Source organism: Streptomyces sp. NPDC032745, from assembly GCF_055579465.1.
Map to the genome: position 1 here is coordinate 488316 of NZ_JBVING010000004.1, position 15368 is coordinate 503683.

The 15368-nt window shown below is 69.7% G+C and carries 20 protein-coding genes, 1 tRNA gene and 1 riboswitch; of the genes, 9 read left to right on the top strand and 12 right to left on the bottom strand.

Annotation, left to right across the window (positions count from 1 at the left end; genetic code table 11):
* Positions 1–172 precede the first annotated feature (172 nt).
* The gene (locus ACZ5WG_RS13505) at positions 173–2593 is read left to right on the top strand and encodes a transglycosylase domain-containing protein (RefSeq protein WP_468722911.1); all 2421 of its coding nucleotides are present in this window, start codon (positions 173–175) and stop codon (positions 2591–2593) included.
* Positions 2594–2631: 38 nt separating this feature from the next.
* Here the strand turns inward: ACZ5WG_RS13505 and ACZ5WG_RS13510 are convergent, their stop codons facing one another.
* From ACZ5WG_RS13510 to ACZ5WG_RS13520, 3 genes are all read right to left on the bottom strand, one after another.
* A complete protein-coding gene (locus ACZ5WG_RS13510; RefSeq protein ID WP_030158619.1) occupies positions 2632–2952 on the bottom strand; it encodes a DMT family transporter in 321 nt (106 codons plus the stop codon).
* 30 nt (positions 2953–2982) lie between these two features.
* A riboswitch (guanidine-III (ykkC-III) riboswitch) is annotated at positions 2983–3053 on the bottom strand.
* 82 nt (positions 3054–3135) lie between these two features.
* Positions 3136–3438, bottom strand: coding sequence for a GroES family chaperonin (locus ACZ5WG_RS13515; RefSeq protein WP_048475576.1), 303 nt, complete (start codon positions 3436–3438; stop codon positions 3136–3138).
* 88 nt (positions 3439–3526) lie between these two features.
* Complete coding sequence (locus ACZ5WG_RS13520) at positions 3527–3847, bottom strand: DUF3618 domain-containing protein (protein WP_468723059.1); 321 nt, start codon at positions 3845–3847, stop codon at positions 3527–3529.
* 110 nt (positions 3848–3957) lie between these two features.
* On the opposite strand from ACZ5WG_RS13520, the gene bcp reads away from it, so the two are divergent.
* From bcp to ACZ5WG_RS13540, 4 genes are all read left to right on the top strand, one after another.
* The gene (gene bcp / locus ACZ5WG_RS13525) at positions 3958–4425 is read left to right on the top strand and encodes a thioredoxin-dependent thiol peroxidase (protein WP_053784832.1); all 468 of its coding nucleotides are present in this window, start codon (positions 3958–3960) and stop codon (positions 4423–4425) included.
* 142 nt (positions 4426–4567) lie between these two features.
* Positions 4568–5206 carry an HNH endonuclease signature motif containing protein gene (locus tag ACZ5WG_RS13530; protein ID WP_468722912.1) on the top strand — a complete coding sequence of 213 codons (639 nt, stop codon included), beginning with the start codon at positions 4568–4570 and terminating at the stop codon, positions 5204–5206.
* Entirely contained in the window at positions 5203–5886 is a 684-nt protein-coding gene (locus ACZ5WG_RS13535; protein ID WP_468722914.1) for an HNH endonuclease, read from the top strand. The genes ACZ5WG_RS13530 and ACZ5WG_RS13535 overlap by 4 nt, the downstream gene beginning before the upstream one ends.
* Before the next feature lie 42 nt (positions 5887–5928).
* Positions 5929–6012, top strand: a tRNA-Leu gene (locus ACZ5WG_RS13540).
* A gap of 64 nt (positions 6013–6076) precedes the next feature.
* Here the strand turns inward: ACZ5WG_RS13540 and rdgB are convergent.
* The 4 genes from rdgB to ACZ5WG_RS13560 form a co-directional block, all read right to left on the bottom strand.
* On the bottom strand, positions 6077–6682 hold the full coding sequence (gene rdgB, locus ACZ5WG_RS13545; RefSeq protein ID WP_468722915.1) for an RdgB/HAM1 family non-canonical purine NTP pyrophosphatase: 606 nt from the start codon (positions 6680–6682) through the stop codon (positions 6077–6079).
* A 38-nt stretch (positions 6683–6720) separates the two neighbouring features.
* The gene (locus ACZ5WG_RS13550; protein ID WP_266666685.1) at positions 6721–7107 is read right to left on the bottom strand and encodes a hypothetical protein; all 387 of its coding nucleotides are present in this window, start codon (positions 7105–7107) and stop codon (positions 6721–6723) included.
* Between the two features lie 118 nt (positions 7108–7225).
* Entirely contained in the window at positions 7226–7951 is a 726-nt protein-coding gene (rph, locus tag ACZ5WG_RS13555) for a ribonuclease PH (protein WP_030299875.1), read from the bottom strand.
* Between the two features lie 103 nt (positions 7952–8054).
* Positions 8055–8339 (bottom strand): PTS sugar transporter subunit IIB, encoded by a 285-nt coding sequence (locus tag ACZ5WG_RS13560; protein WP_078987119.1) that lies wholly within the window; start codon positions 8337–8339, stop codon positions 8055–8057.
* A 194-nt stretch (positions 8340–8533) separates the two neighbouring features.
* On the opposite strand from ACZ5WG_RS13560, the gene ACZ5WG_RS13565 reads away from it, so the two are divergent.
* Entirely contained in the window at positions 8534–9835 is a 1302-nt protein-coding gene (locus ACZ5WG_RS13565) for a PTS transporter subunit EIIC (protein WP_468722917.1), read from the top strand.
* Positions 9836–10133: 298 nt separating this feature from the next.
* Complete coding sequence (locus ACZ5WG_RS13570) at positions 10134–11390, top strand: PTS transporter subunit EIIC (RefSeq protein ID WP_383513470.1); 1257 nt, start codon at positions 10134–10136, stop codon at positions 11388–11390.
* 69 nt (positions 11391–11459) lie between these two features.
* Here the strand turns inward: ACZ5WG_RS13570 and ACZ5WG_RS13575 are convergent, their stop codons facing one another.
* The gene (locus tag ACZ5WG_RS13575) at positions 11460–12212 is read right to left on the bottom strand and encodes an MBL fold metallo-hydrolase (RefSeq protein WP_468722919.1); all 753 of its coding nucleotides are present in this window, start codon (positions 12210–12212) and stop codon (positions 11460–11462) included.
* Positions 12213–12417: 205 nt separating this feature from the next.
* On the opposite strand from ACZ5WG_RS13575, the gene ACZ5WG_RS13580 reads away from it, so the two are divergent.
* Both ACZ5WG_RS13580 and ACZ5WG_RS13585 read left to right on the top strand, forming a co-directional pair.
* Entirely contained in the window at positions 12418–12837 is a 420-nt protein-coding gene (locus tag ACZ5WG_RS13580) for a hypothetical protein (RefSeq protein ID WP_266628930.1), read from the top strand.
* The gene (locus ACZ5WG_RS13585; protein ID WP_468722920.1) at positions 12837–13196 is read left to right on the top strand and encodes a DUF488 domain-containing protein; all 360 of its coding nucleotides are present in this window, start codon (positions 12837–12839) and stop codon (positions 13194–13196) included. The genes ACZ5WG_RS13580 and ACZ5WG_RS13585 overlap by 1 nt, the downstream gene beginning before the upstream one ends.
* A 212-nt stretch (positions 13197–13408) precedes the next feature.
* Here the strand turns inward: ACZ5WG_RS13585 and ACZ5WG_RS13590 are convergent, their stop codons facing one another.
* From ACZ5WG_RS13590 to ACZ5WG_RS13605, 4 genes are all read right to left on the bottom strand, one after another.
* The gene (locus ACZ5WG_RS13590; RefSeq protein WP_468722921.1) at positions 13409–14359 is read right to left on the bottom strand and encodes a PLP-dependent cysteine synthase family protein; all 951 of its coding nucleotides are present in this window, start codon (positions 14357–14359) and stop codon (positions 13409–13411) included.
* Positions 14359–14637 (bottom strand): MoaD/ThiS family protein, encoded by a 279-nt coding sequence (locus tag ACZ5WG_RS13595; RefSeq protein ID WP_136225447.1) that lies wholly within the window; start codon positions 14635–14637, stop codon positions 14359–14361. The genes ACZ5WG_RS13590 and ACZ5WG_RS13595 overlap by 1 nt, the downstream gene beginning before the upstream one ends.
* A gap of 81 nt (positions 14638–14718) precedes the next feature.
* A complete protein-coding gene (locus ACZ5WG_RS13600; RefSeq protein WP_311318620.1) occupies positions 14719–14826 on the bottom strand; it encodes a putative leader peptide in 108 nt (35 codons plus the stop codon).
* 77 nt (positions 14827–14903) lie between these two features.
* Positions 14904–15326, bottom strand: a complete 423-nt coding sequence (locus ACZ5WG_RS13605) for a M67 family metallopeptidase (protein WP_468722922.1) — start codon at positions 15324–15326, stop codon at positions 14904–14906.
* Positions 15327–15368 lie beyond the last annotated feature (42 nt).

The following is a 15368-nucleotide window of genomic DNA, read 5'->3' on the forward strand; positions in this document are numbered from 1 at the left end:
ATCCCTCCGTTTTCCCCGGTCGTTCCTACGTCGGCCAAAGCGCGCGAGCTTAGTGCGGAGGGGCGATCCATGCGACCGGTTTACGCCCGTCCGAAGCGGAATGAGCGGTCATCGGGTAGACAGCACGGAGTACAGATGTGGATGTTTCGTACGGCGTCGAGGAGTCCTGGCGATGAGCGACCAGTCACCACCACCGGGCTGGACCCCTCGTGACCCGGACACCCCCGCACGCCCGCCCGCGCAACAGCCGTCAGCACAGCAGCCGCAGAAGCCGTCCGGCGGGAAGCAGTCGCGCAGAGCCGCCGAGAAGGCCGTGCGGAAGCGGACCGGCTGGCGCCGCCTCGTCCCCACCTGGCGCATGGTGCTCGCCGCCGTCCTGCTGCTCGCCCTGCTGGTCATCGGCGCCCTCGTCGCCGGCTACCTGCTGGTCCGCATCCCGCCCGCCAACGCCGCCGCCACCGCCCAGTCCAACCTCTACCTCTACGCCGACGGCTCCCAGCTGGCCCGCGACGGCGAGGTCAACCGCGTCAACGTCCCGCTCTCGCAGATCCCCCGCACGGTCCAGGAAGCCGTACTGGCCGCGGAGGACCGGGACTTCTACTCCGAACGGGCGGTGGATCCCAAGGCGATGATCCGCGCCGCCTGGAACACCGCGACCGGCAAGGGCACTCAGTCCGGCTCGACCATCACCCAGCAGTACGTCAAGAACTACTACCTGGGCCAGGAACAGACGATCAAGCGCAAGGTCAAGGAGTTCTTCATCGCGATCAAACTCGGCCGCGAGAAATCGAAGGACTACATCCTCGAGGGCTACCTCAACACCAGCTACTTCGGCCGCAACGCCTACGGCATCCAGGCCGCCGCCCAGGCCTACTACGGCAAGGACGTCGGCAAACTCACCACCGCCGAAGGCGCCTACCTCGCCACGCTCCTCAACTCCCCCAGCGCCTTCGACGTCGTCGCGCACCCCCAGAGCCGCGACCGCGCGCTCGCCCGCTGGAACTACGTACTCGACGGCATGGTCAAGAAGCAGTGGCTGCCCGCGGCCGAGCGGACCACGACGCAGTTCCCCGAACCCGGCAAGGTCCGTCCGGCCGCCGGCCTCTCCGGGCAGCGCGGCTACCTCGTCGAGGCCGTCAAGGACTACATCGTCGATCACAAGATCCTCGACGAGAAGACCCTCGCCGAGGGCGGCTACCGCGTCACCACCACCATCGACAAACGCCGCCAGAACGCCTTCGTCGACGCCGTCGACGAGAAGATGGCCAGCGATCTCGACCCGCAGACGCGCAAGGCCGACCGCGTCGTACGGGCCGGCGGGGTCTCCATCGACCCGGCCACCGGCAAGGTCGTCGCCATGTACGGCGGCATCGACTACACCAAGCAGTACGTCAACAACGCGACCCGCCACGACTACCAAGTGGCCTCCACCTTCAAGCCGTTCGTGTTCGCCGCCGCCGTCGAGAACGACTCCCGCACCCAGGACGGCCGCCTGATCACCCCCAACACCGTCTACAACGGCGACAACAAACGCCGCGTCGTCGGCACCCGGACCCCCTACGCCCCCGAGAACGAGGGCCAGTTGTCGTACGGGAACATCACCGTCACCACCGCCACCGACCTCTCCGTCAACGCCGTCTTCGCCCAGATGGTCGTCGACGTCGGCACCGCCAAGGTCAAGCAGACCGCCATCGACCTCGGCATCCCCGAGAACACCCCGAACCTCGTCGCGAGCCCGGCCATGGCCCTCGGCACCATGCAGGCCAGCGTCCTGGACATGACCCAGGCCTACGCGACCCTCGCCGACCACGGCCGCCACACCCCGTACACGTTCGTCGAGAAGATCACCAAGGGCAGCGAAAGAATCCACCTGCCCGATCGCACCCCGAAGCAGGCCATCAGCCGCGAAGCCGCCGACACCACCACGTCCATGCTGGTCAGCGTCGTCGACAACGGCACCGGTACGGCCGCCCTCGCGGCCGGGCACCCGGCCGCCGGCAAGACGGGCACCGGCGAACTGGACCGCTCCGCCTGGTTCGCGGCGTATACCCCGGACCTGGTCACGGTCGTCTCGATGATGGGCCAGGACCCCGACACGGGCGCCCTGGAATCCCTGTACGGAGCACTCGGCGAGGCCCGCATCGGGGGCGGCGGCTACCCGGCCAGGATCTGGGCGCAGTACACGAAGACCGCCCTGGAGGGCAGCGACCCGCTGGACTTCGACCTCGAACTCCAGCCGGGCGCCGCCCCGTCCCCGCCGCCGTTCATCCCGAGCAGCCCCGAGCCGACGCCGGACGAGAGCGCCCCCGAATCCCCGGCGCCGCCGAGCCGGCCGAACCGCCCGAACCGGCCGACGCCGTCGGACCGCGGACAGGACCAGGGTGGCCGGAACCAGGGGCAGGACACCGAGGGCGGGACCACGGAAGGCGACACGACCGCAGGCCAGAGCAACGAGGGCACCACCACCGGGACCAGCACCGGGACCACCGGCGCAGCGACATCGGGCACCACGACCGGCACCACCGCCGGCGCCCTGGGCGGCATCACCGGCGGCCGCCTGCGCAGCCGCCCCCCGTCGGAATACCTGGAATAGCCAAAATCGCGGAAGTAGCCCGAACGGGGGGCGAGGGATCAGTGACCGGAGGTCGCCTTCAGCCCCACCACGGCGACCAGCAGCAGGCAGATGAAGAAGATCCGGGCGGCGGTGACGGGCTCACCCAGCACCGCCATGCCCAGCACCGCGGCCCCGGCCGCACCGATGCCCACCCACACGCCGTACGCGGTACCGATGGGCAGGGTCTTGGCGGCGTACGAGAGCAGCACCATGCTGGCGACGATCCCGGCACCGGTGAACACGCTCGGCCACAGCCGGGTGAACCCCTCCGTGAACTTCATGCCGATCGACCAGCCGACCTCGAGCAGACCGGCGACGAGAAGCAGAACCCAGGCCATGACAGGCACCTCCGGAACGAGAGCGAACGGGGTGCGTCGTCTTGTCGTACAGCCACGGCTACCCGGTACGGCGCGTCTCGTCGGGGGTTCCCCACCACCGTAGCAAAGGCCAGGCAAAAGGGCCGGTGACTCCGGTCACCGGCCCTTCGACGATCGATCCACTACCGATCCGCTACCGATCCACTACAGGTACAGCCCCGTGGAGTCCTTGGACCCCTCCAGCCGCTCCGCGGCCACGGCGTGCAGGTCCCGCTCGCGCATCAGCACGTACGTCGCCCCCCGCACCTCGACCTCGGCCCGGTCCTCGGGGTCGTACAGCACCCGGTCGCCCGGCTCCACACTGCGTACGTTCTGCCCGACCGCGACCACCTCGGCCCAGGCCAGCCGCTTGCCCACGGCAGCGGTCGCCGGAATCAGGATGCCGCCGCCCGAGCGCCGCTCGCCCTCCGGCGAGTCGGACTTCACGAGCACGCGGTCGTGCAGCATGCGGATGGGCAGCTTGTCGTGGGTGGTGTTGGTGTTGTCGCTCACGCCACGAACCTACCCGTCCGCGCCCGGCCCGTGCGCCGCAGGGTCATCGGCGCTTGCGCCGCGCCGACGCCACGAGCAGGCCGATCACACCGACCGCGACCAGTGCGACGGGCGCGATCCGCTCGAAGCGCGGGGCGCCGTCCTCGTGGCGCAGGCCGTCCCGTACATCCGTCAGGAGACGGTTCACGGCGACGACGGCACGCCCGGCGGTGTGGTCCACGGTCGAGGCGACCCTGGCCTTCGCGTCCCCGATGATCGTCTTCGGGTGCACGCGCACGCCGATCTCGTCGAGCGTCTCGGCGAGCTGCTCGCGGCGGCGGACGATGTCCGCCTCGATCTGTGCGGGGGTCCTGGCTTCCGGCACCGCGCTGCCTCCGTCGTCGTCGGGTTCGAGTAGGGGGCCGTAGCCCACCGTGAACAGTCTGTCAGCTTAGTCTCGGACCGTACCGATCCCCTCCCGAGGAGACTGTTGACATGAGCGAGCGACTCCAGCCGGGCGACACCGCCCCCGCCTTCACCCTGCCCGACGCGGACGGCAACGAGGTCTCGCTCGCCGACCACAAGGGCCGCAAGGTGATCGTGTACTTCTACCCCGCGGCGCTGACGCCGGGCTGCACGAAGCAGGCCTGCGATTTCACGGACAACCTGGCGGTGCTGGCCGAGGCCGGCTACGACGTGATCGGGGTGTCCCCGGACAAGCCCGAGAAGCTGGCGAAGTTCCGCGAGAAGGAGCACCTGAAGGTCACCCTGGTCGGCGACCCCGAGAAGAAGGTCCTCGAGTCCTACGGCGCGTTCGGCGAGAAGAAGCTGTACGGGAAGACGGTGACCGGGGTGATCCGCTCCACGGTGATCGTCGACGAGGAGGGCAAGGTCGAGCGCGCCCTCTACAACGTCAAGGCCACGGGCCACGTAGCCAAGATCATCAAGGACCTGGGCATCTAGCCCCCGCCGCACCCCGGAGTGGCCCGCACCAACCGGTGCGGGCTACTCCGTTTATCGGACGAAAAATCCCGTAACCGTCCGACTATCGGTCCGTTACTCCGTACGAGGGTCGCACGCGCGGCCGGGAACGGAGGGGGCAGGGATGCCGATCAGCCCGTACACGGAGGAGCGACTGGCGGAGGCGGCGAGGACGTCGCGGACGCTGACGGAAGCGCTGGAAAAACTGGGGGTGGACCCGAAGGGCGGCTCGCGCCGCTACCTCCACGATCGGATGCGGCGACTGGGGGTGGACGTCTCGCACTTCGAGCAGGAGGGCGCGAAGTGGACGAAGGAGGTCCTCCAGGAGGCGGTGTCCGCTTCGACGAACATGTGCGAGGTGCTGCGGCGGCTGGGGCTGGAGAACGTGGGCGGCCACCACACGCACATCAGCCGCAAGGTGAAGGGCCTGGCGATGGACACCTCGCACTTCACGACGGCTTCCGGAGCGGGCCGGTACCACCCCCGCAGGAAACCGGAGTCGCTCCTCGTGGAACAGCCACCTGAGCGAGCGCGCCGGATCCCCGGCGAACGGCTCAAGCGGGCCATGGTCGCACTCGGCGCCGAAGAGCGTTGCGCCGACTGCGGCACCGAGCCCGTCTGGCTGGGCGAGCCGCTCCCACTGGAGGTGGACCACATCAACGGCGACTGGCGCGACAACCGCCCGGAAAACCTGCGCCTCCTGTGTCCCAACTGCCACTCCACGACGGACTCGTACCGGGGTCGCGGGAAGGTCGGCCGATGAACCGCAGCAGTAGCTACACGCGGGAGGTGCTGGCCGGTGCCGCCGCACGATGCGGCGGCATCGACGAGGTGATCGAGTACCTCGGCACACCGCCGTACGGGCACCTCGGGCGATACCTGATGAAGCGCTTCGCCCACTTCGGCATAGACGTCTCCCATTTCCGGCCGTCGGGTGGTCGCGACCGCCCTTCCAAGGAGCTGCTCCGACAGGCGGTGGCCGAGTCCCTGAGCATCGCCGGAACTCTTCGACGACTTGACCGGCCGGACACCAGCCGACAACGCGCACGCTTGCACGGTTGGGTCATGGACGACGGCCTGGACACCTCGCACTTCCTGGGGCAGGCACACCAGCGCGGAAGGCCCGGCCCCACACCGGTCAAAACGGCGGAAGCCATTCTCGTCAGGCATGAGGGCGAGCAGCGCACGAAGACGCGACTGCTGCGCCGGGCTCTCCACGAGGCCGGCGTCCCTGAGCTGTGCGACCGGTGCGGCACGGCTCCGGAATGGCGGGGGCGCCCCATGACCCTGGAGGTGGACCACATCAACGGCGACTGGAGGGACGACCGTCGCGAGAACCTGCGACTGCTCTGCCCCAACTGCCACGCCATCACCACCACATGGTGCCGGGGAGGCCGGCGGCGCGATGATGTCGACCGTCAGACCTCAGCAGTCGTAGACTAACCACAGCCAGCCTGACCAGATATCCGAATTGGTCAGATATGGGCGGCCGTGGTGGAATTGGCCTACACGCAACTTTTAGGTAGTTGTGGGAGAAATCCCTTGAGGGTTCGAGTCCCTCCGGCCGCACCCTGAACGAAGGCCCCGTGCGCGAGTACCGCGTACGGGGCCTTCGGCGTGGTCAGGCCCGGCCTCAGCCCAGCAGGGCGCGGATGAAGGGGGTCAGGGCTCGGAAGGCCTGGCCGCGGTGGGAGATGGCGTTCTTCTCCGCCGGGGTGAGTTCCGCGCAGGTGCGGGTGTCGCCCTCGGGCTGGAGGATCGGGTCGTAGCCGAAGCCGCCGGTGCCCGAGGGGGCGTGGCGGAGGGTGCCGAGGAGGCGGCCCTCCACGACGCGTTCGGTGCCGTCCGGCAGGGCCAGGGCCGCCGCGCACGCGAAGTGGGCTCCGCGGTGTTCGTCGGCGATGTCCCCGAGCTGGGCCAGCAGCAGGTCCAGGTTCGCCTTGTCGTCGCCGTGCGTGCCGGCCCACCGCGCCGAGAAGATGCCGGGGGCGCCGTTCAGGACGTCCACGCAGAGGCCGGAGTCGTCGGCGATCGCCGGCAGGCCGGTGGCCTGCGCCAGGGCGTGGGCCTTGAGGAGGGCGTTCTCCGCGAAGGTGACGCCCGTCTCCTTGACGTCCGGGATCTCCGGGTACGCGTCCGCGCCGACCAGCTCGTGCGGCAGGCCGGCGTCGGACAGGATGGCGTGGAGCTCGGCGATTTTGCCCGCGTTGCGGGTGGCGAGGATCAGGCGGCTGGTCATGCCGCCCATTATCCGGGCCCGTCCGAGCGGGTGGCGGCTCAGCCCGGGGTGCAGACCTTCGACAGTTCCTTCGCCGCGTCGGCGACCGGCTGGATGTCCGGGGTCGGGTTGCCGTTCTCGATGGCCGTGCGGACGTTCTTCACCGCCGTGGTCATGGAGGAGACGGCCTTGCTCAGGTCGGCGTTGTCCGTCTGGTCGCCGACCTTCTTGAGGTTCGTCTCGATCTGGTTCAGCGCGTTCTGGGCGTCCTGCGGGCTGTTGCCGGCCTGGGAGACCGCCTGCTGGAGGTCGTTCGCGCCGTCCGTGATGGCCACCGCCGTGTTCGCGCAGTCCATGGCCGTCGAGATCGCGTCACAGGACGTCAGCGCCGGGACGGCGAGAGCCGCAGCCAGGACGACCGCCGCTATGCGGTGCTTCGGGTTCATGTTCGGGTCTCCCAAGTGCAAGAAGGGCCGGCAGGACGTGGGTGCGAGGACGGGCGCACGGCTTTGACACCGTGCGCCCGTACCCAGGGGGACGCCGCAGCGGCCCCTGTGGTTCTGTCTAGAGCTGGAGCGCGCCGAGCTGGATGGCCTCGAGGTCGGCGCAGCCGCCGGCGGCCAGGTCCAGGAGGGCGTTGAGTTCCTTGCGGTCGAAGGGCTCGCCCTCGGCGGTGCCCTGGACCTCGACGAAGCGGCCGTCGCCGGTGCAGACCACGTTCATGTCGGTCTCGGCGCGCACGTCCTCCTCGTAGCAGAGGTCGAGCAGCGGGACGCCGTCGACGATGCCGACGCTGACGGCGGCGACGGTGCCGGTGAGCGGCTTGCGGCCGGCCTTGATCAGCTTCTTCTGCTGGCCCCAGGCGACGGCGTCGGCGAGGGCGACGTAGGCGCCGGTGATGGCGGCGGTGCGGGTGCCGCCGTCGGCCTGGAGGACGTCGCAGTCCAGGACGATGGTGTTCTCGCCGAGGGCCTTGTAGTCGATGACGGCGCGCAGGGAGCGGCCGATGAGGCGGGAGATCTCGTGGGTGCGGCCGCCGATCTTGCCGCGTACGGATTCGCGGTCGCCGCGGGTGTTGGTGGAGCGGGGCAGCATCGAGTACTCGGAGGTGACCCAGCCTTCGCCGCTGCCCTTGCGCCAGCGGGGGACGCCTTCGGTGAAGGAGGCGGTGCAGAAGACCTTGGTGTCGCCGAAGGAGATGAGGACGGAGCCCTCGGCGTGCTTGCTCCATCCGCGTTCGATGGTGACCGGGCGGAGCTGTTCGGGCGTGCGGCCGTCGATGCGAGACATGCGTCCGAGCCTAGTCGGTGCGCAGATACGCGAAGACCCCGTCCGGGTGCGTCCGGTACGGGGCCTGGCGGAGGTGCGAGCGGGAGCTCAGCTCACACCGTGCTCACATCATGTCTTCGATGTCGGCGGCGATCGGGTCGGCGTCGGTGCCGATGACGACCTGGATCGCGGTGCCCATCTTGACGACGCCGTGGGCGCCGGCGGCCTTCAGGGCGGCCTCGTCGACCTTGCTGGGGTCGATGACCTCGGTGCGCAGGCGGGTGATGCAGCCCTCGACCTCTTCGATGTTGTCGATGCCGCCGAGCCCGGCGACGATCTTCTCAGCCTTGGTGGCCATGTGTTTCTCCCTGAGTTCTACGAAGAACGAGTCTCGGCGGCCCTGTTCCAGCCAGCGCGGTCCGCTTTGTCACGGTAGCCCACTGTTGGCCCAGCTACGCGAGCGCGGGTCCAGCTTCTGCCCAATGATGACGATCAGCAGCAACCTGCCCTTCGGGCGGGTGAGTGCGACCGCATCATAAGTGGTCTACACCAGTGTGCCGCACCGGACGCACGTGCCCAAACGGGCCCGCCAGGAGGACGCCGATGAGCGCGAGCAGCGCCGAAGCAGCACCGCAGCCGAAGTGGTGGAGCGGCCTGTACCCGGGGCTGCAGAAGATGGGGCGCAGTCTTCAGCTGCCGATCGCGGTGCTGCCCGCGGCCGGGCTCCTCAACGGGCTGGGGCAGCCCGGCGTGTTGGGTGAGGAAGGCCTGAAGTGGACGATCGTGTCCAAGGTGATGGTGGCCGCGGGCGGCGCGCTGCTGAACGCGGACATCGGCCTGCCGCTGCTCTTCTGCATCGGTGTCGCGATCGGCATGGCCAAGAAGGCGGACGGTTCGACGGCCCTCGCGGCGGTGGCGGGCTTCCTCGTCTACCGGGGCGTACTGCACGCCTTCCCCAACATCTGCCCGACCGGCACCGCGGACATCGGCCCCGGCTGCCTGGGGCCGAACAACACCTTCGTGGAGTTCACGTACCAGAACCCCGGCGTGTTCGGCGGCATCATCATGGGCCTGCTGGCCGCCTGGTTCTGGCAGCGCTTCCACCGGGTGAAGCTGGTCGACTGGCTGGGCTTCTTCAACGGCCGCCGGCTGGTGCCGATCATCATGTCGTTCGTGGCGATCGGGTTCGCCGCGCTCTGCCTGTGGGTCTGGCCGCCGGTCGGCAGCGCGCTGGAGAGCTTCTCCGACTGGCTGGTGGGGCTGGGCTCCTGGGGCGCCGGCATCTTCGGCGTGGCCAACCGCGCGCTGCTGGTGATCGGCTTGCACCAGTTCCTGAACGTGCCGGTGTGGTTCCAGTTCGGCAGCTACACCAAGCCGGACGGGACGACGGTGCACGGTGACATCAACATGTTCCTGGCGGGCGACCCGGACGCCGGGCAGTTCCTGTCCGGCTTCTTCCCGATCATGATGTTCGCGCTCCCTGCGGCGGCGCTGGCGATCACCCATTGCGCGAAGCCGCAGCGGCGCAAGGAGGTCGGCGGTCTGATGCTGTCGGTCGGCCTGACCTCGTTCGTCACGGGCATCACGGAGCCGATCGAGTACTCCTTCCTCTTCGTCGCACCGGTGCTGTACGCGATCCATGCGGTGCTGACGGGCGTGTCGATGGCGGTGACGTGGGCGCTGGGCGTCCACGACGGCTTCAGCTTCTCGGCGGGCCTGATCGACTACCTCATCAACTTCGGCCTGGCGACGAAGCCCTTGTTGATCATTCCGATCGGCCTGTGCTTCGCGGCGGTGTACTACGCCGTATTCCGCTTCGCGATCACGAAGTTCGACATCCCGACCCCGGGCCGGGAGTCGGACGAGGAGATCGCCGCGATGCAGGCGGACAACACCAAGGCGTAGAGCACGAAGGGGTAACGGACCCCGCGCTGCGGAAGGCCCTCGGATCCACGGATCCGGGGGCCTTCCGCTTGTCCTCCGCTTGTTGCGGACTCCCGGCCGGCCCGGCGAGCGGAGTGTGGCGCAGGCCACAGGAAATCGAAGGTTCCTTATCTATCCCCGACCATGCTACAACTGGTCTACACCACGGATTGGTGTAGACCACGCAAGCCCGGTTCGGAGCTCGCGTACCCCCGTTCTGAGACGCCGCCATCCCCCGTTCGCACCCCCTGGGCGGCGCCTTGCCTTCTGGAGGAAGCTCATGTCCACAGCCACCGCTGCGGAAAAGAAGAAGGGCGCGGGCGTGATGGCTGTCATGCAGCGCATCGGCCGGAGCCTCATGCTCCCCGTTGCAGTGCTGCCCGCCGGTGCACTGCTGATCCGCCTCGGCCAGGACGACATGCTCGGCGACAAGTCGCTGCCCGGCTTCGTCACCAAGATCGCAAGCTACATGGCCGCCGGCGGTGACGCGATCATCGGCAACATGGCGCTCCTGTTCGCCGTCGGCATCGCGATCGGCTTCGCCAAGAAGTCCGACGGTTCGACCGCGCTCGCCGCCGTCACCGGCTACCTCGTCTTCGCCAAGGTCCTGGGCACCTTCACGGACCCGAACCTGCCGCAGGTCGAGAAGGTCGTCGACCACAAGGTCGCCCTCGTGGACGCGCCCGTCGACGCGAAGGTCCTCGGCGGTGTCGTGATGGGCATCGTCGTCGCGCTGCTCTACCAGCGCTTCCACCGGACCAAGCTGCCCGACTGGGCCGGCTTCTTCGGCGGCCGCCGCCTGGTCCCGATCCTCTCGGCCTTCGCGGGTCTGCTGATCGGCATCCTCTTCGGCCTCATCTGGCCGGTCCTCGGCACGGGTCTGCACAGCTTCGGTGAGTGGCTCGTCGGCTCCGGCGCCGTCGGCGCGGGCATCTTCGGTGTCGCCAACCGTGCGCTGATCCCGGTCGGCATGCACCACCTGCTGAACTCCTTCCCGTGGTTCCAGGCGGGCGAGTACAACGGCAAGAGCGGCGACATCGCCCGCTTCCTCGCCGGCGACCCGAGCGCCGGACAGTTCATGACCGGCTTCTTCCCGATCATGATGTTCGCCCTTCCGGCCGCCTGCCTCGCGATCGTCCACTGTGCGCGCCCCGAGCGCCGCAAGGTCGTCGGCGGCATGATGTTCTCCCTCGCGCTCACCTCGTTCGTCACCGGCGTGACCGAGCCGATCGAGTTCACGTTCATGTTCATCGCCCCGGTGCTGTACGCGGTCCACGCGGTGCTGACCGGTGTCTCGATGGCACTGACCTGGTCGCTGGGCATGCGGGACGGCTTCGGCTTCTCGGCCGGTCTGGTCGACTACGGCCTGAACTTCGGCATCGCCTCCAACCCGTGGGGCCTGGCCGGCATCGGCCTCTGCTTCGCGGTGGTCTACTACTTCGTCTTCCGCTTCGCGATCACGAAGTTCAACCTCCCGACGCCGGGCCGCGAGTCCGACGAGGAGCTCGCCGAGCTGGCGAAGGCCGAGGCCAAGTAAGCACGGCGCTGCGTACGGCGAAGCCCCCGCTCTCCCGGAAGGGAGGGCGGGGGCTTCGCCGTAGGCGTGTCAGACCTGGTAGACGGCGCCCGCGTACGCGAGGTCGACCGGGCCGTCGTAGGCCGCGCGGGCGTCGGCGAGGTTCTGGCGGGCGTCGGTCCACGGCGGGATGTGCGTCAGGACGAGCCGGCCGACCTTGCCGCCGCGCGCGAACTCCCCGGCCTCGCGGCCGTTGAGGTGGAGGTCCGGGATGTCTTCCTTGCCGTGCGTGAAGGAGGCCTCGCACAGGAACAGGTCCGTGCCCTCGGCGAGCATCCCCAGCTCGGGGCAGACGCCCGTGTCGCCGGAGTACGTGAGGGAGCGGCCGCCGTGCTCGACGCGGATGCCGTAGGCCTCGACGGGGTGGCTGACCCGCTCGGTGCGGACCGTGAACGGGCCGATCTCGAAGCTGCCGGACTTCAGGGTCCGGAAGTCGAAGACCTCGCTCATGGAGCGCTCGTCGGGGACGTCCTCGTAGGCGGTCGTCAGGCGCTTCTCGGTGCCCTCGGGGCCGTAGACGGGGATGGTGCCGCAGCGGCCGCCCTCGTGCCGGTAGTAGCGGGCGACGAAGTACGCGCACATGTCGATGCAGTGGTCGGCGTGCAGATGGCTCAGGAAGATCGCGTCGAGGTCGTAGAGACCGACATGGCGCTGCAGCTCACCGAGGGCGCCGTTGCCCATGTCGAGGAGCAGCCGGAAGCCGTCGGCCTCGACGAGGTAGCTCGAGCAGGCCGATTCCGCGGACGGGAACGACCCCGAGCAGCCGACGACGGTGAGCTTCATGGAGCGAGAACCTCCGGGGACGGTCCGTGGACGGAATGCGGGCCGTGCGTGGGTCGAGCGTAAGGCGCGAAACGTCAGGTCGCTCCTCCGCGGCAGGCCGTTGTGGGGGGAATCACCTGTGCTGTCACCCGGGGGAGCGACGGTGGGCACGGGCGTGCCGGTGCACTGTCGTGCTGAGGTGTCCGGGCGCGGCTACCTTCGGAATATGGACACGTCCTGGTGGCCCGCGGCGGCCGCGGTGGTGGCCGTGGTGCTGGTGGTGCTGGTCGCGGGGCGGCGGCCGGGGATGCCCCGGCGGGCCCCGCCGCCGCACGGGCCGGGTGCGCCGCCGCGGCCGCGGGCGGGTGAGCTCTGGTGTCTGGCGGACGGGCGGCTGTGCCTGGTGCTGGCGGTGTCGTCCGTACGGGCCCACCGGGCGCGGGTCGCGTGGATCACCGGGAAGTACGACGACCGGCGGGCCGGGGTGATCCCGCTGCCCCCGGGGACGGTGGGGGCGCAGGGCCGGGCGAGCTTCCTGGAGGCGGACCGGCCTGCGGAGGTGTGGGTGTGGGAGTTCCGGAGCCGGCTGGGGGTACTGGATCCTGCGGTGTGGGACGAGGTCAAGGGACTCGGAGGCGGCGGCTGATGGTGCGGGTGGTGCGGGTGCGGCGGGTGTACGACCCTCCGGAGCCGGAGGAGGACGGTGTACGGGTGCTCGTGGACCGGCTGTGGCCGCGGGGCCTGGCGAAGGCGGCGGCGGGGGTGGCCGAATGGCCCAAGGCGGTGACGCCGTCCGGGGAACTGCGGAAGTGGTACCACGGGGGCGGGGGCACGGCGGAGGAGTTCCGGGCCCGCTACGAGGCGGAGCTGGCGGCGCCGGAGGCGGTGGCGGAGCTTCAGCGGCTGCGCGGCTTGGCCGAAGCGGGTCCGGTGACCCTCCTGACCGCGGTCAGGGACCCCGCATCCAGCCATGCCGCCGTCCTGGCGGAGCTGCTGTCCGGCTGACTCCCTGGCCCCCGACGCGGGGCCGGGGTGCCCGAGCCGCTGCGCGGTGCCTTCTCCCCGCCCCGCCCTTCACCGTTTCTCCCCCGGCCACCGCTGGGAGGTGCCACCAGGGCTCCGCCCGGACCCGTTGCGGGGAGGGCGCTGCCCCTGCGCCCCCGCGCCCCCGCGCCCCAAACGCCGGCGGGGCTGAATTGCCGCCGGCAGGGCTGGACCTACGCCCAGAGCTGGCCCTGGAGGGTTTCGATCGCTTCCTCCGTCGTTGCGGCCGTGTAGACGCCCGTCGAGAGGTACTTCCAGCCGCCGTCGGCCACGACGAAGACGATGTCCGCGGTTTCTCCGGCGGCCATCGCCTTGCGGGCCACGCCGATCGCCGCGTGCAGGGCGGCGCCCGTGGAGACGCCCGCGAAGATGCCCTCCTGCTGGAGGAGTTCCCGGGTCCGGGTCACCGCGTCCGCCGAGCCCACCGAGAAGCGGGTCGTCAGGACCGAGGCGTCGTACAGCTCCGGGACGAAGCCCTCGTCCAGGTTGCGCAGGCCGTAGACGAGGTCGTCGTAGCGCGGCTCCGCCGCGACGATCCGCACCCCGGGCACGTGCTCGCGCAGGTAGCGGCCGACGCCCATCAGGGTGCCCGTCGTGCCGAGGCCCGCCACGAAGTGGGTGATCGAGGGGAGGTCCCGCAGGATCTCGGGGCCGGTCGTCGCGTAGTGGGCGCCCGCGTTGTCCGGGTTCCCGTACTGGTAGAGCATCACCCAGTCGGGGTGCTCCGCCGCCAGCTCCTTCGCCACCCGGACCGCGGTGTTCGATCCGCCCGCCGCCGGCGACGAGATGATCTCGGCTCCCCACATGGCCAGGAGGTCACGCCGCTCCTGCGACGTGTTCTCCGGCATGACGCACACGATCCGGTAGCCCTTGAGCTTGGCCGCCATCGCGAGCGAGATGCCGGTGTTGCCCGAGGTGGGCTCCAGGATCGTGCAGCCCGGGGTCAGCCTGCCGTCCTTCTCGGCCTGCTCGACCATGTGGAGCGCGGGGCGGTCCTTGATCGAGCCGGTCGGGTTCCGGTCCTCCAGCTTGGCCCAGATGCGGACGTCGTCCGAGGGCGACAGGCGGGGCAGCCGGACCAGCGGCGTGTTGCCGACCGCGGCCAGCGGGGAGTCGTAGCGCATCAGACGGAGCCGCCGGCGACCGCCGGGAGGATGGTGACGCTGTCGCCGTCCTTGAGGGCGGTGGAGATGCCGTCGAGGAAGCGGACGTCCTCGTCGTTGAGGTAGACGTTCACGAAGCGGCGCAGCTTGCCGCCGTCGACGATGCGCTCCTCGATGCCCTTGTGGCGCGTCTCGAGGTCCGCGAAGAGCTCGGACAGCGTGGCGCCCTCACCGTTGACGGCCTTCTCGCCGTCGGTGTAGGTACGGAGGATGGTCGGGATGCGGACCTCGATGGCCATGGCAGGCTCCAGTTGTGAAGTAATGCGGGAGGGGCTTAAGGGCGCGCGGCGCATGGGCCCCCGCGCGAGGGCCTGTGGTGCTCAGGCGGCAGGACAGATGCTGCTGGCGAGGCGGCACAGGTCGACGTGCAGCCGCGCCACAAGCAGCAGCCTGCTGGGCGTCTCGATGCTCACGTCGTGGGGAACCATGCGGTCATGTTAACGATTCCCGGTCCCCCGTTTGGAGTGTGATCCCGCATCGTGGACGGAATCCGCTCACATCGTGGTCAGTAGGCCTCGACGACCCGTACTTCCTCCTCGGTGACGACGCCGTCGACGATCCGGTACGAGCGGAACTGGAACTCCCCGAGGCCGTCGGTGTCCGCCGTCGAGACCAGCACGTAGTGCGCGCCCGGCTCGTTCGCGTACGTGATGTCCGTGCGGGAGGGGTAGGCCTCCGTCGCGGTGTGCGAGTGGTAGACGATCACGGGCTCCTCGTCCCGGTCGTCGAGCTCGCGGTACAGCTTCAGCAGATCCTTCGAGTCGAACTCGTAGAACGTGGGCGAGCGGGCCGCGTTGAGCATCGGGATGAACCGCTCGGGGCGGTCGGTGCCCGCCGGTCCGGCCACGGCGCCGCACGCCTCGTCCGGGTGGTCCTTGCGGGCGTGCGCGACGATCTGGTCGTACAGCGCCTGGGTAAGGGTCAGCATGAGCGACAGGATAAGCAGACGGGCCCTCCCGTACCGAGGTGT